Source organism: Corallococcus sp. EGB, from assembly GCF_019968905.1.
Lineage (GTDB): Bacteria > Myxococcota > Myxococcia > Myxococcales > Myxococcaceae > Corallococcus.
The window spans coordinates 145,191-170,720 of the sequence record NZ_CP079946.1; the positions used below are offsets into that span (position 1 = coordinate 145,191).

General features: G+C 72.2%; 18 protein-coding genes. 5 read left to right on the forward strand and 13 right to left on the reverse strand.

All coding sequences use genetic code 11. The features are described 5' to 3' along the window. The first annotated feature begins 78 nt into the window (after positions 1-78). The gene (locus tag KYK13_RS00630; protein ID WP_223640880.1) at positions 79-480 is read left to right on the forward strand and encodes an arsenate reductase ArsC; all 402 of its coding nucleotides are present in this window, start codon (positions 79-81) and stop codon (positions 478-480) included. 13 nt (positions 481-493) lie between these two features. On the opposite strand, the gene gor is transcribed toward KYK13_RS00630, so the two are convergent. Beyond that, the gene (gene gor / locus KYK13_RS00635) at positions 494-1,924 is read right to left on the reverse strand and encodes a glutathione-disulfide reductase (protein WP_223640882.1); all 1,431 of its coding nucleotides are present in this window, start codon (positions 1,922-1,924) and stop codon (positions 494-496) included. A gap of 187 nt (positions 1,925-2,111) precedes the next feature. Between gor and KYK13_RS00640 the strand changes: the two genes are divergently transcribed. Further along, positions 2,112-5,660, forward strand: a complete 3,549-nt coding sequence (locus KYK13_RS00640) for a serine/threonine-protein kinase (protein ID WP_223640884.1) — start codon at positions 2,112-2,114, stop codon at positions 5,658-5,660. 7 nt (positions 5,661-5,667) lie between these two features. After that, positions 5,668-6,534: a methyltransferase domain-containing protein gene (locus tag KYK13_RS00645; protein ID WP_223640886.1), complete on the forward strand. Its 867-nt coding sequence runs from the start codon at positions 5,668-5,670 to the stop codon at positions 6,532-6,534. Here KYK13_RS00645 and KYK13_RS00650 read toward each other — a convergent pair. Together KYK13_RS00650 and KYK13_RS00655 are read right to left on the reverse strand one after the other, a co-directional pair. Next, complete coding sequence (locus KYK13_RS00650) at positions 6,524-7,384, reverse strand: SDR family NAD(P)-dependent oxidoreductase (RefSeq protein ID WP_223640888.1); 861 nt, start codon at positions 7,382-7,384, stop codon at positions 6,524-6,526. The genes KYK13_RS00645 and KYK13_RS00650 overlap by 11 nt on opposite strands. Before the next feature lie 67 nt (positions 7,385-7,451). Continuing rightward, a complete protein-coding gene (locus KYK13_RS00655) occupies positions 7,452-8,222 on the reverse strand; it encodes a 3-keto-5-aminohexanoate cleavage protein (RefSeq protein WP_223640890.1) in 771 nt (256 codons plus the stop codon). Positions 8,223-8,354: 132 nt separating this feature from the next. Here KYK13_RS00655 and KYK13_RS00660 point away from each other — a divergent pair, with 132 nt between their 5' ends. Further along, entirely contained in the window at positions 8,355-8,897 is a 543-nt protein-coding gene (locus KYK13_RS00660; protein ID WP_223640892.1) for a DUF2378 family protein, read from the forward strand. 228 nt (positions 8,898-9,125) lie between these two features. Continuing rightward, on the forward strand, positions 9,126-9,668 hold the full coding sequence (locus KYK13_RS00665) for a DUF2378 family protein (protein ID WP_223640894.1): 543 nt from the start codon (positions 9,126-9,128) through the stop codon (positions 9,666-9,668). Positions 9,669-9,693: 25 nt separating this feature from the next. Here the strand turns inward: KYK13_RS00665 and KYK13_RS00670 are convergent, their stop codons facing one another. The 10 genes from KYK13_RS00670 to KYK13_RS00720 all read right to left on the reverse strand — a co-directional run bounded on the left by KYK13_RS00670 (position 9,694) and on the right by KYK13_RS00720 (position 25,459). Beyond that, positions 9,694-11,961, reverse strand: a complete 2,268-nt coding sequence (locus tag KYK13_RS00670; RefSeq protein WP_223640896.1) for a hypothetical protein — start codon at positions 11,959-11,961, stop codon at positions 9,694-9,696. 126 nt (positions 11,962-12,087) lie between these two features. Then, positions 12,088-12,861: a lysophospholipid acyltransferase family protein gene (locus KYK13_RS00675; protein WP_223640899.1), complete on the reverse strand. Its 774-nt coding sequence runs from the start codon at positions 12,859-12,861 to the stop codon at positions 12,088-12,090. Beyond that, entirely contained in the window at positions 12,858-13,826 is a 969-nt protein-coding gene (locus tag KYK13_RS00680; RefSeq protein ID WP_223640902.1) for a 3-oxoacyl-ACP synthase III family protein, read from the reverse strand. Before KYK13_RS00680 ends, KYK13_RS00675 begins: the two co-directional genes overlap by 4 nt. Continuing rightward, complete coding sequence (locus tag KYK13_RS00685) at positions 13,823-15,664, reverse strand: cyclic nucleotide-binding and patatin-like phospholipase domain-containing protein (protein ID WP_223640904.1); 1,842 nt, start codon at positions 15,662-15,664, stop codon at positions 13,823-13,825. Before KYK13_RS00685 ends, KYK13_RS00680 begins: the two co-directional genes overlap by 4 nt. 88 nt (positions 15,665-15,752) lie before the next feature. After that, complete coding sequence (locus KYK13_RS00690) at positions 15,753-18,950, reverse strand: efflux RND transporter permease subunit (protein ID WP_223640907.1); 3,198 nt, start codon at positions 18,948-18,950, stop codon at positions 15,753-15,755. A gap of 9 nt (positions 18,951-18,959) precedes the next feature. Continuing rightward, positions 18,960-20,168: an efflux RND transporter periplasmic adaptor subunit gene (locus KYK13_RS00695; RefSeq protein WP_223640909.1), complete on the reverse strand. Its 1,209-nt coding sequence runs from the start codon at positions 20,166-20,168 to the stop codon at positions 18,960-18,962. Then, positions 20,156-21,805, reverse strand: coding sequence for a TolC family protein (locus tag KYK13_RS00700; RefSeq protein WP_304504082.1), 1,650 nt, complete (start codon positions 21,803-21,805; stop codon positions 20,156-20,158). Before KYK13_RS00700 ends, KYK13_RS00695 begins: the two co-directional genes overlap by 13 nt. A gap of 299 nt (positions 21,806-22,104) precedes the next feature. Then, complete coding sequence (locus KYK13_RS00710) at positions 22,105-22,644, reverse strand: hypothetical protein (RefSeq protein WP_223640914.1); 540 nt, start codon at positions 22,642-22,644, stop codon at positions 22,105-22,107. Between the two features lie 32 nt (positions 22,645-22,676). Then, complete coding sequence (locus KYK13_RS00715; protein WP_223640916.1) at positions 22,677-23,402, reverse strand: hypothetical protein; 726 nt, start codon at positions 23,400-23,402, stop codon at positions 22,677-22,679. 2 nt (positions 23,403-23,404) lie between these two features. After that, entirely contained in the window at positions 23,405-25,459 is a 2,055-nt protein-coding gene (locus KYK13_RS00720) for a HEAT repeat domain-containing protein (protein ID WP_223640918.1), read from the reverse strand. Between the last annotated feature and the right edge of the window lie 71 nt (positions 25,460-25,530).

Below are 25,530 nucleotides of genomic sequence, written 5' to 3' on the forward strand. Positions count from 1 at the left end.
ACGGCCTTCGACGCCGGCAAGATGGACCGAGGTGTCCGCGACGCCTGCCAGGAGCGCGTGCCTCAAGGAGTCTTCCCGATGAAGAAGGTCATCTTCGCCTGCGTGCACAACGCCGGCCGCTCCCAGATGGCGGCCGCGTTCTTCAATGCCCTGGCCGACCCGGCGCGGGCGCACGCTGTCTCCGCGGGCACGCAGCCAGGAACCCGGATCCATCCCGAGGTCCAGGCCGTCATGGCCGAAGCGGGCATCGACCTGTCTGGAGCCAGACCGCGGCTCCTCACGGAGGAAGTCGCCCGGGACGCTCAATGGCTCATCACCCTGGGGTGTGGTGATGCGTGCCCCTTCGTGCCTGGAGTGAAGCGGGGCGACTGGCCCCTGGAGGACCCCAAGGGCAAGCCGGTGGAGCGTGTGCGCGAGATCCGTGAGGAGGTGCGGGCGCGTGTCGTGGCGCTGTTGAACCAGGAGGGATGGGCTCGCTGACGCGGCGTCCGCGCTACTTGCGCTGATCCCCCGGCGGAGTCGCCACCACCTCGCGTCCCAGCTCCAGCATCGTGGCGCTCTCCGCCGGATCCGGGCGCTTGTCCCGCAGCGTGACGAACTCCTCCGCCGCCGTGGGGTGGATGCCCACCGTGGCGTCGAGCTGCTTCTTCGTCACGCCGCACTTCAGCGCCACCGCCAGGCCCTGGATGATCTCCGGCGCGTCCGCCCCCACCATGTGGAAGCCCAGCACCCGCTCCGTGCCTCGCTCCACCACCACCTTCATCATCGACCGCTCGTCACGGCCCGTCAGCGTGTGCTTCATGGGCCGGAAGCTGGAGACGTAGACGTCCACCTTGCCGTACCGCTCGATGGCCTCGCGCTCCGTGAGCCCCACCGTGCCCACCGGCGGCTGGCTGAACACCGCGGACGGCACGTTCTCGTGGTCCATCGTCACCGGGTTGTTCCGATACAGCGTCTCCACCATCGCCCGTCCCTCCGCGATGGCCACCGGCGTGAGGTTGATCCGGTCCGTCACGTCCCCCACCGCGTAGATGCTCTCCACCGATGAACGTGACTGCGCGTCCACCACCACCGCGCCGCGCTCGTTCAGCTTCACGCCCGCCTCCTCCAACCCCAGTCCCTGCGTGTTGGGCACTCGGCCGGTGGAGTACAGCACCGCGTCCACCTCCAGCGTGTCCCCCATGCGCGTCAGCAGGCTCAGCGTGCCGTCCGCGCGCTTCTCGATGTCCTGGACGAAGGTCTCCGGACGGATGTCCACGCCCTTCTTGCGCATCTCCTGCGTCAGCGCCGCGCGGATGTCGTTGTCGAAGCCCCGCAACACCGTGTCGCCGCGAATCAACATCGTCACCTTCACGCCCAGCGCCGCGAAGATGCCCGCGAACTCGACGCCGATGTAGCCGCCTCCCACCACCGCCACCCGGCGCGGCAGCTCGGGCAGCTCCAGCGCCTGCTCCGACGTGAGCGCGTGCTCGATGCCCGTCACCTGCGGCAGGTGGGGACGGCCGCCCGTGGCCACCAGGATGCGCTCCGCCGTGTAGCGCTTCCCCTCGACCTCCACCGTGTGCGGGTCCACCACCCGGCCCCGGCCCTGCACCAGCGTCACGCCCGCGTCACGCAACAGCCGCCCGTAGATGCCCGTCAGCCGGTCCAGCTCCTTCGCCTTTGCCGCCTGGAGCTTCTTCCAGTCCAGCGCGGGACCGTTCACCGCCCAGCCGTAGCCCGCGGCGTCCTCCATGTCGTAGCGGTAGTGCGCCGCGTACACGAGCAGCTTCTTGGGCACGCACCCGCGCAGCACGCACGTGCCGCCCACGCGCCCCTCCTCGCAGATGGCCACCTTCGCCCCGGAGGCCCCCGCGCGCCGGCTGGCCGCCACCCCGCCCGACCCCGCACCCAATGTGAACAAGTCGAAGTCGTAGCCCGCCATCCGGTGCTCTCCTTGCGTCAAAAGTGATGTTTCAGCGCTCCAGAGGGAAGAAACCCTGCCGGGCTCCGCCCGCCGGGCTGCTCCCCGGGGTCCGGAGCGCCGCCCGCTCCGCCTGCCCCTGTCGCATTCAATCCCCCTCTCGCACGGGAAGGGGAGATATCCTCACCGCCAGGGCGGCTCCCCCTCCATGTCTCACCCATCTTCCTGCCAGACCTCCCCCCGGACGGATGCTCCGGACGCCGACACGTCTCCGGGCATGGAGCCGGAAGTGGTGGGCCGTCGCTACCGCATCCTCGACCTGCTGGGGCGCGGCGGCGCCGGCACCGTGTGGCGCGCCCAGGACGGCCTGTCCGGCCCTGTGGCCCTCAAGCGGCTGCACAAGACGGTGGCGGACCTGGCGCGGCGGCCCGGCCGGGGCACCCCTTCCGCCTTCGCCACGCAGGGCATGGCGCTGTCGCTGGCTCATGAGTTCCAGACGCTGGTGTCGCTGCGCCACCCGCACGTCATCCGCGTGCTCGACTACGGCTTCGACGCCGAGGGCCGGCCCTACCTGGCCATGGACCTGTTGGAGGACGCGCGCACGCTGGTGGAGGCCGGCACGGACGCGCCCCTGGTGACGCAGGTGGGGCTGCTCATCCAGACGCTCCAGGCGCTCGCGTACCTGCACCGGCGCGGCATCATCCACCGCGACCTCAAGCCCGCGAACGTGCTGGTGGTGCGCGGCCAGGTGAAGGTGCTGGACTTCGGCCTCGCCGTGGGGCGCGACCAGCAGGGCCCCCGCGCGCAGCCCGCGGGCACCCCGGGCTACCTGGCCCCGGAGCTCTTCGAGGACCAGCCCCCGTCCGAGCGGACCGACCTGTTCGGCTTTGGCGCCATGGCGTGCCAGATGTTCTTCGGCCGGCTGCCCCACGCGGGCCAGGTGTTCGCGACGCCGGGCTTCCCGCCCGCGCTCAAGGCCCTGCTGGAGCAGCTGGTGGCGCCGGAGGCCCACCGCCGGCCGCGCGACGCGGAGTCCGTCATCACCGCGCTGAGCGCCGCCGTGGGCCAGCCCCCACCCGCCGAGTCCGCCGCCACGCGCGAGAGCTTCCTCCAGTCCGCGCGCTTCGTGGGCCGCGCGGCGGAGCTGGAGCACCTGACGGAGGTGCTCGACACGGCGCTCGCGGGCCAGGGCGGCGCGTGGCTCATCGGCGGAGAGAGCGGCGTGGGCAAGTCGCGCCTCCTGGAAGAGGTGCGCTCGCTGGCGCTGGTGCGCGGCGCGGTGGTGCTGCGCGGCCAGGCGGTGGACACCGGCGGCCTGCCCTACCAGGAGTGGCGCGCCGTGCTGCGCTGGTTGCCCATGCTCGCGGAGCTCTCCGACCGAGAGGCGAGCGTGCTCCGGCCGCTGGTGCCGGACCTGGACGCGCTCGTGGGCCGCGAGGTGCTCGCCGCGCCGGAGCTGGACGCGGACATGGCGCAGCTGCGCCTGCACCAGACGGTGGAGGACATCTTCGGCCGCCTGCCGCAGCCCACCGTGGTCATCCTGGAGGACCTGCACCAGGCGCACGCGGAGTCCCTCCAGCTCCTCGCGCAGCTCGCGGCGAGGGCGCCGGGGCTGCCGCTGCTCCTGCTCGCGAGCTTCCGCGACGACGAGGCCCCGCAGCTGCCGGAGCGCCTGTCCGGCACCCGCATGCGGAAGCTGCACCGGCTGAACGCGGAGGAGATCGCCCAGCTGGGCGAGTCCATGCTGGGCGCTGTCGGCCGCCGGCCGGACGTGGTGGAGCTGCTGCGCCGCGAGTCGGAGGGCAACCCCTTCCTGCTGGTGGAGGTGGTGCGCGCGCTGGCGGAGGAGGCGGGCGGCCTGGACCGGCTGGGCGCCGTCGCGCTGCCCCAGCGCGTGTGGGCGGGCGGCATGCGCGCGCTCGTGCATCGCCGGCTGGAGAAGGTGCCCCGCGAGGCGCGGGAGCTGTTGGACGTGGCGGCGCTGCTCGGCCGGGAGCTGGACCTGGCGGTGCTGGAGCGGGCCGCGTCCGGCGTGGACGTGGAGGCGTGGCTCACCGACTGCGCGGCGGCGGCGGTGCTGGACGTGGCGGACGGGCGCTGGCGCTTCGCCCACGACAAGCTGCGCGAACGGCTGCTGGAGGACCTGTCCCCGTCCGTCCGCCCCACGCTCCACCGGCGCGCGGCCCAGGCGCTGGAGGCGGCCCACCCCATGGGCCACTCCGCGGCGCTGTCGTACCACTGGGGCCAGGCCGGGGACGCGGCGCGCGAGGCGCACCACGCGCGCATCGCCGGCGAGGAGGCGCTGTCGGTGGGCGCGTGCCGGGAGGCGCTGCCGCTGCTCACGCGGGCGCTGGCGGTGGCGCCCCAGGCCACGCCGCTGGAGCAGGGGCGCGTGGAGGCGCTGCTGGCGGAGGCCCGCTTCCAGCTGGGCGACCTGGAGGCCTTCCGCGTGCACGCGGAGTCCGCGCTCGCGCACTTCGGCTGGCGCGTGCCCTCGTCGAGCGTGGCGTGGGTGCTGGGCACGGTGGGGCAGGTGCTGTCGCGGCTCGCGCAGAGCGCCCGGCCGGACGCGTTCGTGGATGACTCCCGGCGGCGCCGGGAGTCGCGGCGGGTGGCGGGCCGGCTCCTGATGCGGCTCACCGACGCGTTCATCTACGCGCAGGAGGCGCTGCCGGTGCTCTGGAGCGGCCTGCGCATGCTCAACCTGTGCGAGCCCGCCGGGCCCACGCCGGAGCTGGCGCGCGGCTACACGGTGATGGCGGTGGTGGCGGGCACGGTGCCGGTGCACAGCGTGGCGGACGCGTGGGTGAAGCGCGCGCAGGAGGTGGCCGAGAGCGTGGGCCGCCCGTCGGACCTGGCCTACGTGCTCAACCGCAACGCCGTGTGCGCGGTGTACCAGGCGCGCTGGCAGGACGTGGAGGCGTGGCTTCAGCGGGCGACGGCCATCGTGGACTCGGTGGGCGACCTGCGGCTGGCGGAGGAGTGCCGCGCGCTGCTCACCGTGTCCGCCATGTACCGGGGCCAGTTCGCGCGGGGCCTGCCGCTGATGGACTGGCTGGAGGCGTCCGCGGTGCGGCGGGGCTCGGCGCAGACGCAGCACTGGGCCCAGCATTACCGCGCCCACATGCTGTTGCGGCTGGGCGAGCACGCGCGGGCCCGCGTGGCGCTGGAGCCGGCGCTCGCGTGGACGGAGGCGCACGGCGGGGCCACCGACCGCATCATCACGGACGGCACGCTGGCGCTGTTGTGCCTGCGCGAAGGCGACGCGGCGGGCGCGCGCGCGGCGGCGGAGAAGGCGCTGGTGCGGCTGGCGGCGGGCAAGCCGGTGGCGCACTTCGTCTACTTCGGCGCGACGGCGGTGGCGGAGGTGCTGTTCACGCTCCTCGCCCGCGAGACGCCCGGGCCCGGGTTGCAGGCGCTCACGCACAGCGCCCGGGCCGCGCGCCACGAGGTGGAGCGCTTCGCGAAGGTGTTCCCCTTCGGCGAGCCGTCCGCGTGGCTGTGGCGCGGCTGCGAGGCGTGGCTCGCGGGGAAGCACGGCAAGGCCTTCCGCGCGTGGCGGCGCTGCATCGAGGCGTCGGAGGAGCGCGGGACGCCCTACGAGGCGGCGCGCGCGCGGCTGGAGTGGGCGCGGCACCTGCCCGCGGACGACGCCGAGCGCGCGGAGCTGCTGCGCCGGGCGGCGGAGGACTTCACGCGGCTGGGGGCGCGCGAGGACCTGGCGCGCACCCTGGCCGAACAGGGGACGGCAGGGTGACGAAGCGATGATGCGAGTGCAGGACGTGGCGCTCCTGGCCTGCCCGGATTGCCGGGGCCCGCTGGTGTGGCACGGGCAGAGCGAGGACGACCGGCTGGACGAGGGACGCCTGCTCTGTGCCCGCTGCGGCGAGACGTGGGAGGTGGCGGACGGGCTCGCCCGCCTGTACCGCGAGGACCGCGTGCAGGGCACGGACCGCCTGATGCGCCACTTCTATGACGGGCTGCCCGCCCTGCACGACCCGCTGACGGCGGTGCTCACGCCGCTGTTCCAGTCCGTCTCCGAGTCGCGGATGCGCGACGGCTACATGCGCCGGCTGGAGCTGGGCTCGCTGAAGGCCCGCGACGACGGGCAGCCCGTGCGCGTGCTGGAGGTGGGCGTGGGCGCGGGCGCGAACCTGCCGCGCATCCAGGGCGCGCTGCCGCCCGGCCTGCCCGTGGAGGTGTGGGGCCTGGACCTGAGCACCGGCATGCTGGCGCAGTGCGAGAAGCGGCTGCGCAAGGGGCGGGGCATGCAGGACACGCGCCTGCTCGTCGCGGACGCGCACGCGCTCCCGTTCCAGGATGCCCTGTTCGACCGCGTCTTCCACGTCGGAGGCATCGGGAGCTACCGCCAGCCCGCGGTGGCGCTGCGGGAGATGGCGCGCGTGGCCCGGCCCGGCACGCCGCTGGTGGTGGTGGACGAGCAGCTGGACGCGGCCTTCCGCCCGTCGCTGTTCCAGCGCGCCGCCTTCCGCGCCCTCACGTTCTACACGCGCGAGGCGAAGAGCCCCCGCGCGCTGCTGCCCGGGGGTGCCGTCGGTGTCATCGAGGAACAGGTGTCACCGTTCTACTACTGCCTCACGTTCCGCGTTCCGGCGGCCGTCACGGGTTGAGCACCAGGTCCAGCAGCCGCAGCGTCATGCCGCCCGTGAAGTCGATGGTGGCGCCGTTGAACCACGCGGCGTCATCCCCCACGAGCACGGTGACGAAGCGGGCCACGTCGTCCAGCGTGGCCATGCGCCCCGCGGGGGTCATGGCGGCGTGGCGCTCGTCCAGCCGGGCCAGCGCCTCCGGCGAATAGACGTGGCGCAGCGCGGGCGTCATCACCGTGCCGAACTTGAGCAGGTTGACGCGGTGGCCCTTCGGGCCGAGCTCCATGGCGAGGTGGCGCACGTACATCTCCAGCGCGGCCTTGGCGGCGCTGATGAGGCCGGTGTTGCCCAGGTGCGTTTCATCCAGCGGGTTCTGCAAGCCCAGGAGGCGCGCGTCCGGGGCCAGCAGGTCGCGCTTCACCAGGGCCTGCGTCCAGTACACGAACGAGTGCGCCATGCAGTCGAACGTGCGCTGGATGCGGCGCGGGTGCAGCCGGTCCGGGCCTTCCGACAGGAAGCGCCCCACGGACGCGCCGGCGATGGCGTGCACGAACAGCTTCACGCCGCGCGGGCCCGCGCGCTGGAGCAGCTCGTCCGCGCCGGCCTCGGCGGCCTCGGGCGTGGAGGCATCCGCCTGGCGCAGGTGCACGTCACGGCCCAGGTCCCGCACGCGGGTCTCCAGTTCGCGCGCGGTGTCCGGATAGCGGCCCCGGTGTACGCCGAAGACGTTCAGGCCCGGCTTGCGCGCGACGGCCTCCGCGATGGCCGCGCCCGTGCCGGAGGATGCGCCCAGGATGAGCGCCCACGCAGGGGCCGGCGGGTCCCCCTCGACCGCGGGAGGGGATCCGCCTGCTGGGGGGGGCTCGTGCATGGTGCTTCCATCATAGGAAGCAGGGCGCCGCGGGGCTGGGGAGAACACCCATGCGGGGAGTGAAGCCTCACCGGCCGCGCAGGGCCTGGATGGCCGCGGACACGAGCGCGGCGTTGTCCTCCGCGCGCTGGCCATCCGGGAGCACGAGCGTGTCCTCCAGCCCAATGCGCGAGTCGAAGCCGTGGCACCCTGCCCACGCGAGCACGGCCCACGCGCCGCCCTCGGAGCCGTGCACGAGCAGGGGCGATGTGAGCCCCGTGGCGCGCAGCAGCTCCACCCGCGTCCTCGCCTCCTGACACGCGGCCTCCGGCTGGGGGGACTGCGTCTCCACGAGGATGCGCAGGCACTCCGAGGCACGGGGCCACGCGGCCAGCCGGAGCACGTCCTCCGGGAACCACACGCCGGCCTCCACGCCGATGCCCGCGTCGAGCAGCGCGTCCGCGATGGACTCCCAGCCCGGCTCGGACAGGTTGACGGAGGCGAAGTCGGGCCGGGTCCTGGCGGACAGGCTCTTCCAGCTGGAGATCCGCGCGTGGCGGGCCTCCACGTCCGGGAGGATCCACGCGCCGGTGCTGACGCCCACGGGCACGCCCGGACAGGCGTGGCGGATGTCGGACACCGCGACGGCGATGTCCACCGCGTCCAGGGACTCGCCGCCGTGCGCTGCTCGCGGATGCACGTGGAACGCGCCCGCGCCCGCGGCGTGACACGCGGCCGCGTCGCGCGCGAGCGCTTCGGGGGTGACGGGCAGCCGGGGATGATCCGCGGCCGCGCGGGCTCCGTTGAGGCAGACCTTGAGCAGCATGCGCGGGATGAAGCCACGAGTGGCGCCGTCCACGGGCTTCTTGAAGTTGCTCCGTCCGCTGGTGGAAATCCCGCTGCACGAAGGGAGGGGTGGGTTGTTCCCGGGTCCGTGACCGTTTACCGGTGAAGGACGCAGCCCCGCGCCATGGAGGAGGTGCTTCCCGTCATGCGTCGCCTGGAACAGGTCGTGTTCGGCCACACGGTGGAAGGACTGCTGGGGGCCCTGGAGGGGCATCTGGATGCCCCGCTCCGGGCCCGCTTGAAGCGCGTGGGGCTGGACCTGGAGCAGGAGCTGGAGCCCGCCTATCCCCGGGAGCAATGGCACCAGATGGTGTCCCTGGCCGCGGAGGCGCTCTTCCCCAACCTGTCGCCGCACCAGTCGCACTGGCTGCTGGGACAGCGGTTCCTCACGGCCTACTTCTCCACCCGCATGGGGCGCGCGCTGCAGGCCGTGCTGAAGATCCTGGGCCCCGCCCGCGCGCTGGAGCGCACCGCGCGCAACCTGGCCTCCGGCAGCAACTTCCTGAGCGTGGACGTGGAGCGCCTGGCCGGCACCGACTACCGGCTGATGGTGAGCCATGGCAGCGACCGCCCGGAGTTCATCGGAGCCCTGTGCCACTTCGGGACGCTGACCACCGGCGTGAAGGGGCTCACCACCGTGGTGGAGGCCCACGCGTCGCCCTCCGCGACGTACCGGATGCGCTGGTGACAGGCCGGGCCGTGAAACATGTTTTAGACAGCACCCGGTGAAGTCACGAAACAGGAGAGAGCCGGGCTCCCCGGGGCAGGGTGAAAGGCTTTCGGGAATTGCCTCGTGAGATGGCAGGAAAAATACATCTGGGTTGCGCGGATCAGTTGTTTCACGACGCCAGTCCGTCTACCCATGGCGGGTGCATCCACGGCTTGCCCCCGAGCCATGGCGAAGGAGCCTCACGTCGTGAGTCCGCAGGACGAAGTCGTGTTCGGTCACACGGTGGAGGGCCTGCTGGTGGCCCTGGAGGGGCATCTGGACGCCCCGCTCCGAGCGAAGTTGAAGGACGCGGGCCTGGACGTGGACCGGAAGCGGACGCCCGCGTATCCCAAGATGCAGTGGTACCAGTGGCTGCGGATCTCCGCGGAGGCGCTCTTCCCGGGCGTCCCCATCGGGCAGGCGCATTGGCAGTTGGGAGAGCGCTTCATCGACGCCTACTTCTCCACGAGCATGGGGCGCGCGTTGCAGGCCGTGCTGAAGATCCTGGGCCCCGCGCGCACGCTGGAGCGCACCACGCGCAACATGGCCTCCGGCAGCAACTACGTGCAGGTGGACGTGGAGCGGCTGGGCCCCACGGACTACCGGCTGAAGGTGAATGACGCCGGCCTCCACCCGGAGTTCTTCGGCGCCCTCTGTCACTTCGGGACGCTGACCACCGGCGTGCAGGGGCTCACCACCGTGGTGGAGGCCCACGCGCCGCCCTCCGCGACGTACCGGATCCGCTGGTAGCGCGGGAGGGCGCGGTGGCCCAACCTCAGCCGTGGGAGATGACGAACTCCTTCTCTCCCACGCGCACCTGGAGCAGGCGCTGCATGCCCGACCCCAGCTTCCACCGGAGGGCGAGCTGATCCATCCACGCGACGAACGCGGTGACGCGGAAGTCGTCGCAGAGCAGGTCATCCAGGGCCGTGAACACCTGCTGCACGGAGGAGGTCGAGTCGTTCTCCGCGATGACGGCCTCCGACTGGATGGCCTTGTTCAGCGCGATGAGCTTGTCGAGCAGGTCCCTCCAGAACACGTAGACCTTCCCGTACGGCCGGCCTCCGATGTCACCCCCGTAGCGCGAGGACTGCACGAGCACATCCGAGAACGTGCCCGTGGCGCCGCTCTGCTCCCAGTGTGACGCGACGAAGCCATCCGCTCCCGCCTGGGTCTTCAGGTGCCAGGCCACGTTCGCCTTCGCCTTGTCGAGCGTCCAGTCCCTCGCCCCGTCCTTGAGGTACGCGTCCCAGAGCGGCGCGTAGAGCTCTTCCCGGCGCTGGACGCTGGCGCGCACGGGCTGGTTGGCCCGGGGCAGGGCGCGCGCCAGGGCCCTCGCGAAGGCGTTGCGTTCGAAGACGGGCTCGGAGCCCAGCTTCGTCAGCAGCCGCCGGAAGCTGGGGTTGTCCACGCGCAGGTCCAGCCGCGTGGCGGTCTTCGTGCCGGCGGGCGCCTCGCGGAAGAGGCGGTCCACCAGCGCCAGCGCGTCCTCCGGACGGACCGCGCCCCAGACGGTCGCCCCGTCCACGGCGCGTTGGATGAGGTCCTTCGACAGGCCGTCCTCCACCTGGCTCTGGGCGAAGAGGGCGTACTCGAACTCGTCCGCGCTGGGCGTGAGGCTGAAGCGCGGCATCTGGGCGCTGAAGTCGAGCCCCCAGCGGGCCGTCTTCCCGTACAGCACGCCGGAACTCGAGTAGCTGCGCGCGCCCAGGAACGCGTAGCGGCGAGGGCCCTGGCGGTGGTCGCGGGACGCGTGCTGGACCACGGACTTGAGCTTCCGCCGGTCCTCCTGCGAGGCGAAGTTGACGTCTCGCCAGCCCAGGCCCAGGCCCCAGACGCGCTGGGACTCCACGGACTTCATGTGGAAGTAGCGCCGCAGCCAGGTGTCGTTCACCCGGTGCTGGATGGAGGCCAGGTCGCCGGAGACGAACGCGCCGTGCGCGCCCGCCAGCTCCGCCGCGGGCACCTCCAGCTCCAGCAGGGTCGCGTCCTCGGTGCTGCGCGCGTACTCGTATTCGAAGCCGGCCTTGAGCGCGCTGCCCACCACGCTCTCCACGAAGTCCTTCAGCTCCTCATACGCGGCCGTCACCGACTCGAGCGTGGGCTCCACCGGCTTGAGGAACCCCAGCTGCTTCAGCAGCGCGGCGGCGACGTGGAGGAGCGCGGGCTGGAGCGAGCCCTGCTCCAGGCCTTCGACGACCTTCAGGGCGTCCTGCACCTTGGAGTCCACGGCGCTCAGGATGGACGCGAGCAGCGGCGACGAGTACCCCAGCGAGACGCCGGCGGACACCTGGGCCGTCGCGGCGTCGGAGGTGGCCTTGCGGACCGACACGCGGAACGCGCCGCCCGCCGTCGGCCGCGAGAAGACCATGCGGAACTCGTCCTGGAGCGACACGGTGCCGCCGATGGACGCGCCCACGTCCGCCTTCAGCTCGAACACCAGCTGTCCCGCCAGCCGCTTCGCGAGCGCCGCCACCAGGGTCGTGCTGATGGCGGACCAGGACGCCTTCACCCCGGTCCTCAGCGCGACGCGCGTCTGGAACGACAGGGCGTCACCGGGCTGGAGCGCCTGCACATCTCCCAGCAGGAAGGGCAGGCGCAGCGACTTCACGTCCGACCCCAGCGCGGCCTCCAGCGTCTGGGTCGCGGCGTGCCGCCGGTAGTCCGCCACCTGCACCTGGAGCACCCCGCCGCCGCTCAGCTCCACGAAGGGGAAGGTCCCCGTGCCGTTGGCCTCCGCGCTCAGCTCCGCGGCGTACTTCAGCCAGCACGCGGCTCCGTCCGGGGAGAAGAGGGGCTCGGGCATCGAACCGTCGGCATCCTTCGGCGCCACGCCGATGATGCCGTAGGCGTCCGTGTCGCCCTGGTCGTTGAAGAGCTCGACGGGGACCTTGAACGCGCCCGTGAGGGACACCTGGCCCCCCTGGATGGGGATGGCCTTGTTGCCGTCCAGCTCGGCGCTGCCCAGCGCCTGCTCGTGCGCGGCGTTGCCCAGCGCGAGTTTGAGAGTGTTCACCGCGGGAATGTGGATGCTCCAGCTCATGAGGCCCCCCAGCCATGGAATGAGGCCGTGGAGCATCGCCGCGAGGCCCGCCTGCCCGCTTCCGGCGCCAGGGAGGTGCGACTGTCTTCGCGGTGAAAGCGTCAGCACCCCGGGTCGCCGGGATGTTCACTCGCCCGTATCCGGTCGGACTGGAGGGCACCCGGGCCGCGCCGCGTCCAGCAGGGCCTGCACCGCGCCCGTCACCTCGCGGTGCACCGTGAGCAGTGACTGCCGGTCCTCCGCGTCGAACCCCGGGGCCAGATGGGTCGTCAACGGTTCTCCGACCCACTGGGTCATCTTCACGGGGAAGGGCAGGGACAGCGGCCACAGGCCCGTGGCGCCCACGCCCAGCCACAGCGGCAGCCGGCCCGGCATCCCCACGCGCTTGCCCCACGCGTAGCCGTCATTCAGGCCCACGTAGGCGTCGTCCATGCCGTGGCCCGCGATGGGCACGATGGGCAGCCCGTAGCGCACGGCCAGGCGCAGGTAGCCCAGCCGCTCGCCCCAGTCCACGCGGTAGCGGTGCCGGAAGTCGCGGCAGCCCTCGCGCGTGCCCCCCGGCTGCACCAGCACGTGCTCGCCCTTCTTCACCGCCTCCGCCAACAGCGGGCCGTCACCCGTGACGAAGCCCAGCCCGTCCGCCACCTGCCGCATGCCGGGGATGCGGTCGAACGCGCCGTGCGCGATGCCGTGCGGCAGGTAGCCCAGGTGGTCGTGCAGCGTCACCGTCAGCATGCACAGGTCCAGCGCCAGGGGCCGCCCGTGGTAGCCCACCAGCAGCTTCGCGCCGGGGCGCAGCAGCGGCTCCAGGTTCACCACCTCGTAGCGGTGGTAGCCCTGGAGCAGCCGGAACGTCGTCAGCCACGCGGCCCGCGCCGCCGCCGCCGTCGCGGACCTCACCCGCCCACCCGGTACAGCACCGCGCCGTGCGCCACGCCCGCGCCCACGCCCACCATCAACACGCGGTCCCCAGGCTTCACCGGCCGCGTGCGCCACAGCCTGTCCAGCCCCGTGCCCAGCGACGCGGAGCCCACGCTGCCCACCGTGTCCACCACCGTCACGCTCTTCTCCGCAGGCACCCCCAGCGCCTGGAGGATGGCCGCCAGCATGCTCCCGTTCGGCTGATGCGTGAGCACCCACTCCATGTCCGCCACCGTCAGCCCCGCGCCCTGGAGCACCGTCGACGCCGCGCGCGTCAGCGCCCCCAACGCCACGCGCGTCATGTCCCGCGCGGGCGTGAGGAAGCGCATGTGTTCGCGCCCGCCCGTCTGGTGCGGGTTCTCCAGGACGACGTCCGGGGGCAGCGTGCCGTCGTTGCCGAGCGCCACTCCCAGCACGCCCTCGCCGGGCCGCGCCTCGCCCAGCACCGCCGCCGCCGCCGCGTCGCCCAGCACCAGGTAGGGCCGCGGGTCCTCGGGCCGCGTGGTGCGCGACAGCAGCTCCACGGACACCACGCCCACCGGCCCCAGCCCCGTCGCCACCGAGCGCGCCGCCAGGTCGAACGCGCTCAAGAACCCCATGCACGCGTTGCCCACGTCCATCGCGTCGCACGACCCCGACAACCCCAGCGCCGCCGCCACCCGGCTGCCGTTGGCCGGCGTGGTGACGTCCCCGCCCATGGACGACACGAAGAGGATGCGCCGGAGCGCCGTCGCCGGAAGCCCCGCCGCCTCCAGTGCGCCCCGCAGGGCCCGGGCCCCCAGGTCCGCCGCGCGCGTGCCCTCCGGCGCGAAGTGCCGCGTGCGGATGCCCGTCTTGCGCTCCACCTCCGCCGCGTCGCGGCCCACGCGCGCGCACACCTCCGCGGTCGTCACCGGCGGCCCGGGCAGCACGCTCGCGGTGCCCAGGATGCGGACTGGAATCACGCGGCCCGCCTTCCACCGGCCGCGTGCCCGCGCGTGCGCAGCGACTCCCAGGCCTGCTTGAGCTCCAGCAGCTTCTGCTCCAGGCCCATGTCGCGCGCGGCCTCGTCCAGCACCTCGTCCACGTGCGTGAAGCGCATGGCGCCGAGCAGCGGCTGGTCGCGCGCGCCCACGTCGTATCTCAGGTCCCCGCGCGCGGACTCCAGGTCGCCGTTGCGGTGCAGCAGCAGCACGCCGCTCGCCAGCAGGTCCTTCGCCCGCGCCACCGGGTTGAGCGCGGAGAGGAACAGCCCCACCGCTCCCGGCAGCAGCGGCCGCGCGGCGTGGTGGTGGCCCGAGGGGAAGATGTTGCTGGAGAAGACCAGGTCCGCGCCCGCGTCCAGCAGCACGTCCACCGGCACCATGCTGGTGAAGGCCCCGTCCACGTAGCGCGCGGGAGGTTGCAGCGTGGGCGCCCAGACGCCCGGCGCGGATCCGCTCGCGCGCACCGCCAGCGCCAGCGGCCCCTTCTCCAGCACCACGCAGCGGCCCGTGGTCAGGTCCGTCGTCACCGGCAGGAAGCCCATGGGCAGCTCCTCCAGCGCCAGGTCCCCCAGGTCGCCGCGCACCAGCCACTCCATGGCCTGCGTCGTCACCACGGAGGACAGCGCCGCGGCGGACAGGTGCCCGCCCCGGGCCCGGTGCTGGAGCCGGCGCAGGCCGTCCAGGCCCTCGCGTCCGTCGCGCGCCGTGCCGCAGTAGTACGCGCCCACCAGCGAGCCCATGCTGGCGCTGCTGAGCAGGTCCACCGGCACGTCCAGCGCGGCCAGCCTGCGCAACAGGTGCACGTGGTAGAAGCCCCACACGCCGCCGCCGCTGAGCGCCAGCCCCACGCGCCGGCCGGTGATGGCGCGCGCCCACCGCGACAGCGCGTCCCGCGTCCCCGCGTCCAGGCCCAGCGCCTCCAGCGGCCGCGCGTCCCCGGGCCGCACCACCAGGCGTTCCCAGTCCAGCCGCAGCCTGCACCCGGGCGGCGGCGCCTGCTCGTCCCACCCGTCCTCTTCCGGCAGCGGGCGCCCCTGCAGCGTCGGGCTGCCCTGCGGACGCCACGGCGACAGCAGCACCGTGGGCAGCACCGGCGCACCCGGCGCCCCCGCGTGAACCGCCTCCGCGCCGGGAGGCACGAGCCACACCTCGCGGGGCCTCAGCCCTTCCGGCACCGGCACGCCCTCCACCAGCACGCAGTCGAAGTCCTCCCCCTCCAGCAGGAGCGGCGCATGCGGGCCGGACGTGCGGCGGAACACGCCGTCCGCGCCGCGCACCGCGCTGTCCATGCGCTTCGTCCCCGCGCGCACGAGCAGCACGCGATCCCCGAAGTCGTGGACCATCACCTTGGCCACCAGCTCCACCAGCACGGACAGCACCGCGGGCGGCAGGTCCAGCCCCTGCGCCTGGAACGTCACCACGTCCGCTCCCGGCGCCGCACCGCCAGGGCGCGGCACCGCCACCACCGCCTCCAGGTCCGCACGAGAAAGGAAGAGCGCGTGCGACGCGGACTCCGCCGTCACCGTGACGGGCCACGTGCCGCGCGCGAGCGCCTCCACGCCCAGCGACATTCCCGAGCGCAGGTGCAGCAGCAGCGTCCCTCCCGCAGTCACCCGCCACTCGCCCGAGCGCAGGAGGTAGACGCCGTCCACCGGCTCGCCCTCGCGGCAGATGCCCTCGCCCGGCAGGGGCTCCACCTGCCGGGCCCTTTCCAGCAGGCGGAGCAGCACGGACGCACGCGTGTGGCGCAGCGCGGGGGCTTGCTTCAACGTGTACAGCCACCGACGCCGCTCATCGACAGTCAGGGGAGAAGCCATGCGTCGCTTGAGGATAACCAGGACGCTCCGGCGCCGGATAGCGCACCGGAGCGCCTGCCCGCTGTGCGGGTCCTTCGCGACGCGCTGCCTACGCCGGCTGGGGTCGCGGCGGCTCCCCCTCCGGAGGGATGGACGGCGGCGGCGGGTTGTTCGGACCATTCGGTGAATTGCCGTGCTTGCGGTGTTTCAGGATCCTCGTGCGCCCTCCCTCCACCAGCGCGTAGAGCACGGGGATGAAGATGAGGTTCACGAAGGTGGAGAAGAGCATGCCGCCGAAGACGGCCGTGCCCAGCGACTTGCGCGCGGAGGCGCCCGCGCCGCTGGCCAGCATCAGCGGCACCACGCCGAAGAGGAACGCGAAGGACGTCATCAGGATGGGGCGCAGGCGCGTCTCCGCGGCGTTGATGGCGGACTCCACCACGCCCTGGCCCTGCGCGCGCAGCTGCTCGCCGAACTCCACGATGAGGATGGCGTTCTTCGACGCGAGGCCCACCAGCATCACCAGACCCACCTGACAGAACACGTCGTTCACCAGGCCGCGCAGGTTCTGGAGCAGGAGCGCGCCCATCATCGCGACGGGCACCGCGAGCATGACGACGAAGGGCAGGGCGAAGCTCTCGTACTGCGCGGACAGCACCAGGAACACGAACACGATGCCCAGCGCGAAGATGACGAGCACGGTGTTGCCCGCGCTCTTCTGCTCCAGGGACAGGCCCGTCCACTCGTAGGTGAAGCCCGGCGGCAGGGCCTGCTTCGCCACCTGCTCCATGGTGTCGAGCGCCTGTCCGGTGGAGACGCCGGGCGCGCCCTGGCCGTTGATGTTCGCGGAGCGGTAGAGGTTGTAGTGCGTGATGTTGGGCGCCGTGGTGATGGGCGTCACCTTCACCAGCGCCTCCAGCGGCACCATGGCCCCGGTGGCCGAGCGCACGTAGAGGCTGCCGATGTCCTTCGGGTTGTCACGGAAGGGCGTCGCGGCCTGCACGAACACGCGGTAGACGCGGTTGGAGAAGGTGAAGTCGTTCACGTACTGACTGCCCAGGTACACCTGGAGCGTGGAGAACACCGAGGACAGCGGCACGCCCAGGGCCTTGGCCTTCTCCCGGTCCACGTCGATGTTCAGCTGCGGCGAGCCCGCGGTGAACGCGGAGAACACGCCGCGCAGCTGCTTCTCCTGGCCCGCCTTGCCCACCAGGGCCTGGGTGGCCTGCGCAATCTCATCCAGCGTGCGGTCGCCCTGCTGGTCCTCCAGCACGAACTCGAAGCCGCCCACGCTGCCCACGCCGCGGATGGCGGGCGGTTGCAGGGGCTGCACGCGCGCGCCGCCCACGGCGCTCAGGGGGCCGCGCAGGCGCTCGATCAGGCCCGCGACGCTGGACTCCTTTGACTTGCGCTCCTCCCAGGGCTTCAGGTTGATGAAGAGCGAGCCGTAGTTGGCGCCCGTGCCCAGCAGCGAGAAGCCGCCCACGGTGAAGATCTCCGTCACCTCCTGCTGCTGCTTGACGATGTCCTCCACCTGGATGAGGACGTTGCGCGTGTACTCCAGCGACGTGCCCTCCGGGCCCTGCACCGCGATGATGACGTAGCCCTGGTCTTCATCCGGGATGAAGCCCGTGGGCGTGGACCGGTAGAGCAGGCCCGTGCCCACGAGGAACGCGGCGAAGATGGCCACGACGATCCACCGCGCCTTGCCCAGCATCAGGCCCAGCAGCTTCCCGTAGCCGCGCCGGAGCGAGTCCAGGCCCTGGTCGAACTTGCGCGCCAGCACGAACTTCTGGCCCTCGTTGGGGCGCAGGATGCGCGCGCACAGCGCGGGGGACAGGGTGAGCGCGACGAGCGCGGAGAGGCTGATGGAGAACGCGATGGTGAGCGCGAACTGGCGGTAGATGGCGCCCGTGGTGCCGGGGAAGAAGGACACCGGGATGAACACCGCGGACAGCACCAGCGCGGTGGCCACCACCACGCCGGCCACCTGCTGCATGCCCCGGTGCGTGGCCTCCTTCGCGTCCACCTTCTCGTGCTCGATGACGCGCTCCACGTTCTCGATGACCACGATGGCGTCATCCACCACCAGGCCCGTGGCCAGCGTCAGGCCGAAGAGCGTCAGCGTGTTGAGGGAGAAGCCGAACGCCCGGACGAACATGAACGTGCCCACGAGTGACACCGGCAGCGTCGTCACCGCCACCAGCACGCTGCGCCAGCCGTGCAGGAAGATGAAGATGACCAGGATGACCAGGAGGATGGCCTCGCCCAGCGCGTGGAGCACCTCGTCGATGGAGGCGCTCACCGCGGCCGTGGTGTCGAAGGCCACCTTGTAGGAGAGGCCCGGCGGGAAGTTGGCGGACAGCCGCTTGAGCTCCGCCTCCACGCCCTCGCGCACCGCCAGCGCGTTGGAGCCGGGCAGCTGCGTGATGCCCAGGCCCACCGCGTCCTGGCCGTTGAAGCGCAGCAGCTGCTGGTAGCTCTCCGCGCCCAGCTGCACGCTGCCCACGTCGCGCACGCGCACCAGGGCGCCGTCCGCGCCGCGCTGGATGACGATGGCGCCGAACTCTTCCGGGGACGTCAGCTGGCCCTTCACCTGGAGGGACAGCTGGTACGCCTGGTCCTTGGCGGACGGCGCCTGTCCCACCTTGCCCGCGCCCACCTGGACGTTCTGCTCCTGCAGCGCGCTCACCACGTCCTGCGCGGTGAGGTTGCGGCGGGCCAGCTCCGTGGGGTCCAGCCACAGGCGCATGGCGAAGCGGCGCTCGCCGAAGATGCGCACGTCGCCCACGCCCTTCACGCGCAAGAGCGCGTCGCGGATGTAGACGTCCGCGTAGTTGCTGAGGAACTCCGTGTCGTAGCGCTTCTCCGCGTCATAGACGCCGAAGGAGACGAGCAGCTGCGTCTGCGCCTTGCGCACCGTGACGCCCAGCGCGTTCACCGCGGCGGGCAGCTGCGGCGTCGCGGTGGCCACCCGGTTCTGCACGTCCACCGCGGCCAGGTCCACGTTGCGTGACGGGTCGAACGTCGCGGTGATGGTGCACTGGCCGTCGTTGGTGCTGGTGGAGGACATGTAGCGCATGCCCTCCATGCCGTTGAGCTGGCGCTCCAGCACGGTGGTGACGGCGCTCTCCACCGTCTCCGCGGACGCGCCGGTGTACGTGGCGGTGATCTGCACCTGCGGCAGCGCCAGCTCCGGGTACTGCTCGATGGCGAGGCTGGGAATGGAGATGGCGCCCACCAGCGTGATGAGGATGGACAGCACGCTGGAGAAGACGGGGCGCTTGATGAAGAAGTCGGTGAACATGGCCGTCCCCTACCGCCCCGCGTCCGCGCCGCCGCCCGTGCCCTGGGCGGGGGGCAGGGGCATGCCTTCCATCTGGCCCTGCGCCTGCGGCGCGGGCCTCGGCTGGATGGGCATGCCGTCCCGCAGCTGCTGCACCCCGCTGATGATGACCTGGGTGCCCGCGTCCAATCCCTTCAGCACCTCGTAGTCGTTGCCCTCCACCAGCCCCAGCGTCACCGGCTGGCGCTTCACCACGGTGCCCGCGTCGCCTTCCCCCACCACCATGGCGAAGGACTGGCTGCCCTGCCGCGTCACCGCGGTGGTGGGCATCTTCAAGGCGTCGCGCCTGTCGTAGACGAGCTGCGCGCGCACCAGCTGGCCCGCGCGCAGGCCCACGGTGTTGTCGAAGGCGGCCTTCACCTCCACCAGCTGCGTGTTCGGGTCGGGCGTGGGGGCGACGAAGAAAGCGGGCGCGCGGACGAGGGGCGCGCCGTCTTCGTTGAGGACCTCCAGCGGCGTCTGTCCAATCTTCACCCGCGCGGCCTGGTCCACCGGGACCTGCACGGACAGCTCCAGCGCGCGGCTCTGGTCCAAGATGGTGAGCGCGGACTGGGGCGTCACGTAGTCACCCAGCTTCACCGGGATGTTGCCCACCACGCCGTCGAAGGGGGCGCTCACGTTGAAGTAGCCCAGCTGCACCTGCTGGTTCTGGATCTGCGCCTCCACCGCCCGGGCCTGGGCGTCGGCCTGCTCGGCCTGGGCCACGGCCTGGTCGTAGTCCTGGCGGCTGACGAGCCCTTCCCGCAGGAGCTGCGCGCTGCGCTCGCGCGTCCTGCGCGCGAACTCGCGGCTGGCGACGGCGGAGGCCTTCTGGGCCTGCGTGGCGCGCAAGGCGGCCTGCTCCTGGCGCGGATCCACGACGAGCAGCACCTGGCCGGCCTTCACCGTGTCGCCGGGGCGGACGGTGATCTTCTGGATGTAGCCGGCGACCTGCGGGAAGACGGTGATGCTGCGCCGGGAGATGAGGGTGCCCACGTACTCGCCGGTGTCGCGCACCAGGCCGGGCTTCACCGTCATCACCTGCACGGGCATGGGCTTGCCGCCGCCCTGGCCCTGCTGTCCTGCCCGGGGGCCTCCTCCGGGTGAGGCCTGACCGGGCTCCTTGCCGCCGCTGCACCCGCCCGCCGTCAGCGCGAGGACGAGCCCCCATGCGCCCCAACCGCCCCTCACCAATCGCATGCCGCCTCCGACAGGAATGCATCCACCACGGCCTGGCGGTACTGGAAGTCGCGGATGACGAGCTCCAGTTCGGCCTGCCGCAGGGCCCCGGCCGCGTCCACCAGCTCCAGGCTCGTTCCCGTGCCCACCTCGAAGCTGCGGCGGGTGAGCCGGTCGTTCTCTTCCGCGAGCCCGCGCTGGCGTTCCGCCAGTTCGCGCGTCTCCTGGGTCACCTGCACGGCGCGCTTCGCCTGGGTGACTTCGATGACGATGTTGCGCTCGCGGGCGGTGCTGTCCGCGCGGGCCTGCTCCAGTTGGCCCCGGGCCTGGCGCATGCGGCCCTCGCGCGCGCCGCCGTCCCAGAAGGGCAGCACCAGGCTGGCGCCGACGTTCCAGATGGGCACCTCCGCGAAGCCCGGGTTGACGGTGAGCGCGGTGGTGCTGCTGGTGAGGTCCAGGGTGGGCAAGTACTGGCGACGCACCTCGCCGATGGCGCGCTCGGCCACCACCAGGCGCGACCGCGCGGCGGCGATGTCCGGGCGGTTCTCCAGCTCCTCCAGCGTGCGGCAGGTGGCCTTCGCGCCCTGGAGCAGCGTGGTCAGTTCGAGGCCCGGCTTGAGGCCCACGGCGGACGGGGTGCCCAGGGCCAGGCCCAGGGACTCGCGCGCCCTGCGCAGGTCCTCGTCGCCGGTGACGACGTTGCGGCGGGCCACCTCGGCGTCCTGCTCCACGCGGACGACGTCCAGGCGGGTGCCGGCGCCCAACTCGAAGCGGCGCTGTGCCAGGGCCAGCCGCTCCAGCGCGGTGCGCAGGTTGACGCGGTTGACCTCCGCCAGGCGCTCGGTGGAGGACACGGAGACCAGCGCCTGCGCGAGCCCGCGGGTGAGCTGCCGGCGCGTCTCCGCGAGCGACAGGGCGGCGGTGCGCCGGGACTGCTTGGCGCTGCCCAGGGCGTAGAGGCTGGCCAGGTCCACCACGGGCACGTTGGCGGTGAGGATGCCCACGCCCAGCAGCTCCGTGGGGGTGAAGCCCCCGGTGCCCGGCACCGCGCCGCCCGTGCCCCCGCCGAAGGCGACGAGGCCCGGGTTGAGGACGTTGTACTGGACGGTCAGGTTGCCGGTGACGTTGGGCAGCAGGTTGGAGAGCGCGATGCGCCACGTGCCCGCGGCGACCTCGACCTGGCCCAGGGCCGCCTGGAGGTCGGGGGAGCGCTGGCGCAGCAGCGTGAGCGCTTCGTTCCAGGACTGGAGGACCTGGGGCGCGGGAGGCGGGGGCGCGAGCAGCGGATCCGACACGTTCGCATGGAACGGTGGCGGCACTTCTGGAACGTCGTCCGGGTTCTGGGCCGCGGGCGTGCGGGGCCGGCCGGGTGGCTGCGCGGGAGGCCGAGCGTTCGGCGCGGGCGGGGTGGGAGCCGGGGCAGCCGGAGGCTGCTCGGGGAGGTTCAGGGCGGGGGCATTGGGCGCGGGCGCGCTCGGAGCCTGGACGTTCGGGGGCGCGACGGGAGGCGTGGGCGGTGGAGGCGCGGGTGGAGCCCGTTGCGGTGGCGCGGTGTACTGCGCGACGAGCGGCGGGGTGGGTTCGGAGCCGGGCGCGGCTGTCCCCTCGCCGGGGACTCCGGCGGGGACGAGCAGGGCTGCGAACACGAGCGCATGCATAGGAGTGCTCCCCAGGTAGGGGCGAAGCCAGCCCCCCGCCACGGTTCGCGCCCCTCGGCGCTCCAGTGGACAACACAGCCGGGCGAGGAAGTGCTCAGCAGTCGATGGACAGGACTCCCGCGAGGAGCAGGAGCCCGGAGAGGGTCCTTACGGGCGCCGGGACCGGGGGTGTGGAGGGCTTCGCGGGGGCATGGCGCGTCCTGACGCAGGCGGTGGCAAGGGAAGGTCCAACGTGCGTCGCGAGCGCCGCGCGGGCGTCTGTCTCGAAGGGCGGCCGGGTGTTCAGCGCGCCACGGCGGTCAGGGGGCCTGAAGGAACGGCAAGGGCACGGACCCATCGGGCGGATCGAAGGACTGGCCGACCTCCGACGTGGGAACCCAAACACCCGGGCCCGCATCCGTGGGCATCCGAGAGCCATCCGGCTCGCCATCCCGAAGGCGGCGGAGAATCCGGCCATCGCTCCCGACCGCGTACTGCGCGCCTGAATCCAGCGCGGGAACGGTCAGGCCACAGGCTCGGGGATCCTCATCGATCCGGATGAAGAGGATCCCCTGCCGCTGGATGACCCTGTACTGGTGTGACTCGCGCCGGTTGACGCACGGCGTGTTGGCATCTTGAGGCCCCAGGAAGTCGTCGGCGGCGGCTTCGAGCGCGCGCAGGACACTGCCGCTCAATTCAACCGTGCCGCCATCTGCCCCCGCTTCTGTCGCGGGCTGTTCGAAGAACTGGGGGAACTCGATGGATGCGTCATTCGTCCAGGCCTCACGCGTGGGCGTAGACGATCGCAGGCAGCCAGACAGGAGCAACGCCGCCGGAAGCATGAAGCGCTTGGTCGCCATGGGGCCTCTTCGTGAATGCGCCAGGGTTGTCTCTAATGGCGGTCAATCTGGTAGCGCTGCGCGTCGATCCAGGTGACGCGACCGACGGATTGGCGGCGCCATTGCTTCCGCTCCTGGGTCCACTTCGATAGGTCGCCGGTGGTGGGCGTGTACTGGAAGAAACCGTCGCAGGTGGGGTTCTCAGGGTCGCTCGATGCCGAGAAGAAGGCCACGAGCGACAGCCGCAACATTCCTGCTTTCGTCTTCACCTCCCAGCCATGTTCCTGTCCCATGGCGACGATGTAGCGGATGTCCTGCTCCGTGAGCTCGCCTTCGTAAGGATGCGTGTGGAGCAGGTACACGTAACCCAGGCTCTCTGGAGGGTAACGGGCGTCGTCCACCGTGGGAGGCAGGCGACAACTCCGTTTGCCATGTGCGTCCTGGATCGTGGTCACCGACATCATGCTCATCTCGAACCGCTCGTCGGGGGTGTAATAGATCCAGGCGCAGTACTCCTGCGACAGGTCCCACCTGAGCCGGAAGTTCATGTCTGACTGCCGCCCTGCCGTGGCATGTGGCTGCTTCAGCATCATCGAGCAGGCGGAAATGAGTGCGTCCGAGTATGTGTCGAAGGGGCCGAAGCCGGGCATCGGACCCGGGATGCGCTCGGGAATGTCACGCGCATTGATTCGCACGACCCCAGGTGTCGTCGCGGGCTGAGCGCAGGCGAGCGCCATCAGCAGCGACGACGCACCCAGAGTCCTCGCGAGGATTCCCATCCTCACCGCGCCGGAATCATGCCCAGCCGCTGCTTCGCGAAGCGGTTCTGCGGATCGAACCGGAGCGCCTCTTCCAACCGCTCGCGGCCCTTCGCCGCGTCACCCTGGACCATGTAGAGGTCCGCCAGCCGCACCAGCACGTCCGCGTTGTAGGGCTGCAGGTCCAGCGCCTGTTCGAACTCGCGCGTCGCCGTGGCCACGTCCCTGCGGCGCATGGCCAGCTGCCCCAGCATCACGTGCGGCTGCACCAGCCCGCGCGTCTCCGGCTCCGTCGCCAGCGCCTGCAGGGCCGGCATCGCCCGCGGATCCCCGAACGCCGCCAGCGTCAGCGTCGCGCCCTGCCGCACCCACAGCGAGGCGTCATGCATCAGCGGCACCAGGTCCTCCGTCGCCTCGCGCGCGTTCGCCGAGCCCAGCCCGTCGATGATGTCCGAACGCAGCGTGGGGTCCGTCGTGCCCTTCAACGCCGCCCGCAGCGCCGGCACCGCGTCGTGCTTGAACCGGCGCGCCAGCAGCTGCGCCGCGACGCCCCGCAGCGTGCCCGCCTCCGCCGTGTCCGCCAGCACCGCCTCCAGCGCCCCCCGGCTCTGCGCCGCCGTCTTCTCGTCGAACGCGTCCGCCAGCCGCAGCCGCCGCTCCTGCCGCGCCTCCGCCTTCGGCCACCACTTCACCAGCGCCGCCTGCATCGCGTCCGGCGTCTGCTTCGCGTGGCAGGTGTTGCACGCGTTGGGGATGTCATGGCGCGCCGTGTTCTGGGGCGCCGGCACGTCCAGCGCGTGGTCCGCGAAGTGGTCCAGCACGCCCGACACCACCGGCGGCATGTGACACGACAGGCAGTCCTGCGCCGCCGCCGCCTTGTGGTGCGTGTGCTGCTCGCCCTGCGCCACCACCTCCTGATGACAACCCTGGCACGTCGTCGCGTTCACCGACGTGCGCGCCACCACCGGCTTCTGCTTCTTCACCTCGTTGGGCGCGCTCGCGTCGTGCGGCGCCGTGTGGCACGTCAGGCACGTGGCCCCGCCCTTCAGGTGGCACTTGGACTGGAGGAGCGCCTGGTACTCGAAGCTGGAGGTGCTGGGCCGCCCGTCCGAGAAGAAGTCCCCGGAGCGGTCGTTGCCCACCAGCACCACCATGGGCTGATAGCTCGCGTCGTAGCGCTGGCCGGGCTGGAAGTGGTGCTTCGCGTCCAGCATGGGGAACAGCGTGCGGCGCGGCCCGTGGCACTGCGCGCACACCGCGAAGGACTCGTCCTTCGACAGCTTCGCCGGCTGGATGATGTCCGCCGGCAGCTGCGACTCCGCGTGCCGTCCGCCGGGTCCGTGGCAGGACTCGCACGCGACGCCCGCGTCCGCGAACGTCGTCTCCCACTGGTGGCTCGCCCGGTCATAGCGCGCGTCCAGTCCCGTCACGTGGCAGTCCATGCACGCGTGCTGCGCGCTGCGGCGGAAGTTCGCCCAGAAGAACGGGTGGTCCGGCGTCAGCGCCCCCTGCTTCTTCTCCGAGTAGTCCACCCACTCGCCCTTGCCCGTCACGTGGAAGTACACCGGCAGCACCTGCCAGCGGCCGTCCGGCAACAGCGTGATGGGGTCCTGCATCCGCTTGCCGCCCACCAGCCACTGCACCGGCCACTCCCCCAGGTTCCCGTCCGCGCCCTTGGTGCGCATCAGGTACGTGTTTCCGTCGCGGCGCATCCACGCCTCGCTGGACTCGCCCTGGAAGTGCGTGCCCGCCGTGAACGTGCCGGCCACGTACGGCTTCGTCGCGGGCGACAGCGCGCGCGCGTGCCAGTCATGCTTCCAGCCGGTGTGCTGCTCCTCGTGGCAGTCCGCGCACACCTGCGAGCCCACGAAGTGATTCGGCTTCGCGGCCGGCGCCTCCACCGTCTTCACCGGCGCGGGCGCGGCGACGCTGCCCGCGTCCAGCGGCGTCGCCGGAGCAGGCGCGGGCGCCTGGGCCACCGCGGGCGCGGAGGGGCCCGAGGGGCGCAGGAAGAAGAACAGGCCCGCCGCGAGGACCACCACCGCGAGGGCGACAAGGACAGGGCGAGAGGAGCGCATCCGGAAGGTGCCTCCCATGCTCCTCCCAAGCGCCGGGCGGCACAAGCGGCGCTCCGAGCAAGCCCGTCTCC

Excerpts from the sequence above, each read along its gene's own strand:
- KYK13_RS00670 (WP_223640896.1), bottom strand. The coding sequence starts at position 11,961 with ATGAGCTGGAGCATCCACATTCCCGCGGTGAACACTCTCAAACTCGCG.
- KYK13_RS00660 (WP_223640892.1), top strand. The coding sequence starts at position 8,355 with ATGCGTCGCCTGGAACAGGTCGTGTTCGGCCACACGGTGGAAGGACTG.
- gor (WP_223640882.1), bottom strand. The coding sequence starts at position 1,924 with ATGGCGGGCTACGACTTCGACTTGTTCACATTGGGTGCGGGGTCGGGC.
- KYK13_RS00695 (WP_223640909.1), bottom strand. The coding sequence starts at position 20,168 with ATGCGATTGGTGAGGGGCGGTTGGGGCGCATGGGGGCTCGTCCTCGCG.
- KYK13_RS00630 (WP_223640880.1), top strand. The coding sequence starts at position 79 with ATGAAGAAGGTCATCTTCGCCTGCGTGCACAACGCCGGCCGCTCCCAG.
- KYK13_RS00700 (WP_304504082.1), bottom strand. The coding sequence starts at position 21,805 with ATGCATGCGCTCGTGTTCGCAGCCCTGCTCGTCCCCGCCGGAGTCCCC.
- KYK13_RS00685 (WP_223640904.1), bottom strand. The coding sequence starts at position 15,664 with ATGGCTTCTCCCCTGACTGTCGATGAGCGGCGTCGGTGGCTGTACACG.
- KYK13_RS00710 (WP_223640914.1), bottom strand. The coding sequence starts at position 22,644 with ATGGCGACCAAGCGCTTCATGCTTCCGGCGGCGTTGCTCCTGTCTGGC.
- KYK13_RS00645 (WP_223640886.1), top strand. The coding sequence starts at position 5,668 with ATGATGCGAGTGCAGGACGTGGCGCTCCTGGCCTGCCCGGATTGCCGG.
- KYK13_RS00650 (WP_223640888.1), bottom strand. The coding sequence starts at position 7,384 with ATGCACGAGCCCCCCCCAGCAGGCGGATCCCCTCCCGCGGTCGAGGGG.
- KYK13_RS00690 (WP_223640907.1), bottom strand. The coding sequence starts at position 18,950 with ATGTTCACCGACTTCTTCATCAAGCGCCCCGTCTTCTCCAGCGTGCTG.
- KYK13_RS00715 (WP_223640916.1), bottom strand. The coding sequence starts at position 23,402 with ATGGGAATCCTCGCGAGGACTCTGGGTGCGTCGTCGCTGCTGATGGCG.
- KYK13_RS00640 (WP_223640884.1), top strand. The coding sequence starts at position 2,112 with ATGTCTCACCCATCTTCCTGCCAGACCTCCCCCCGGACGGATGCTCCG.
- KYK13_RS00720 (WP_223640918.1), bottom strand. The coding sequence starts at position 25,459 with ATGCGCTCCTCTCGCCCTGTCCTTGTCGCCCTCGCGGTGGTGGTCCTC.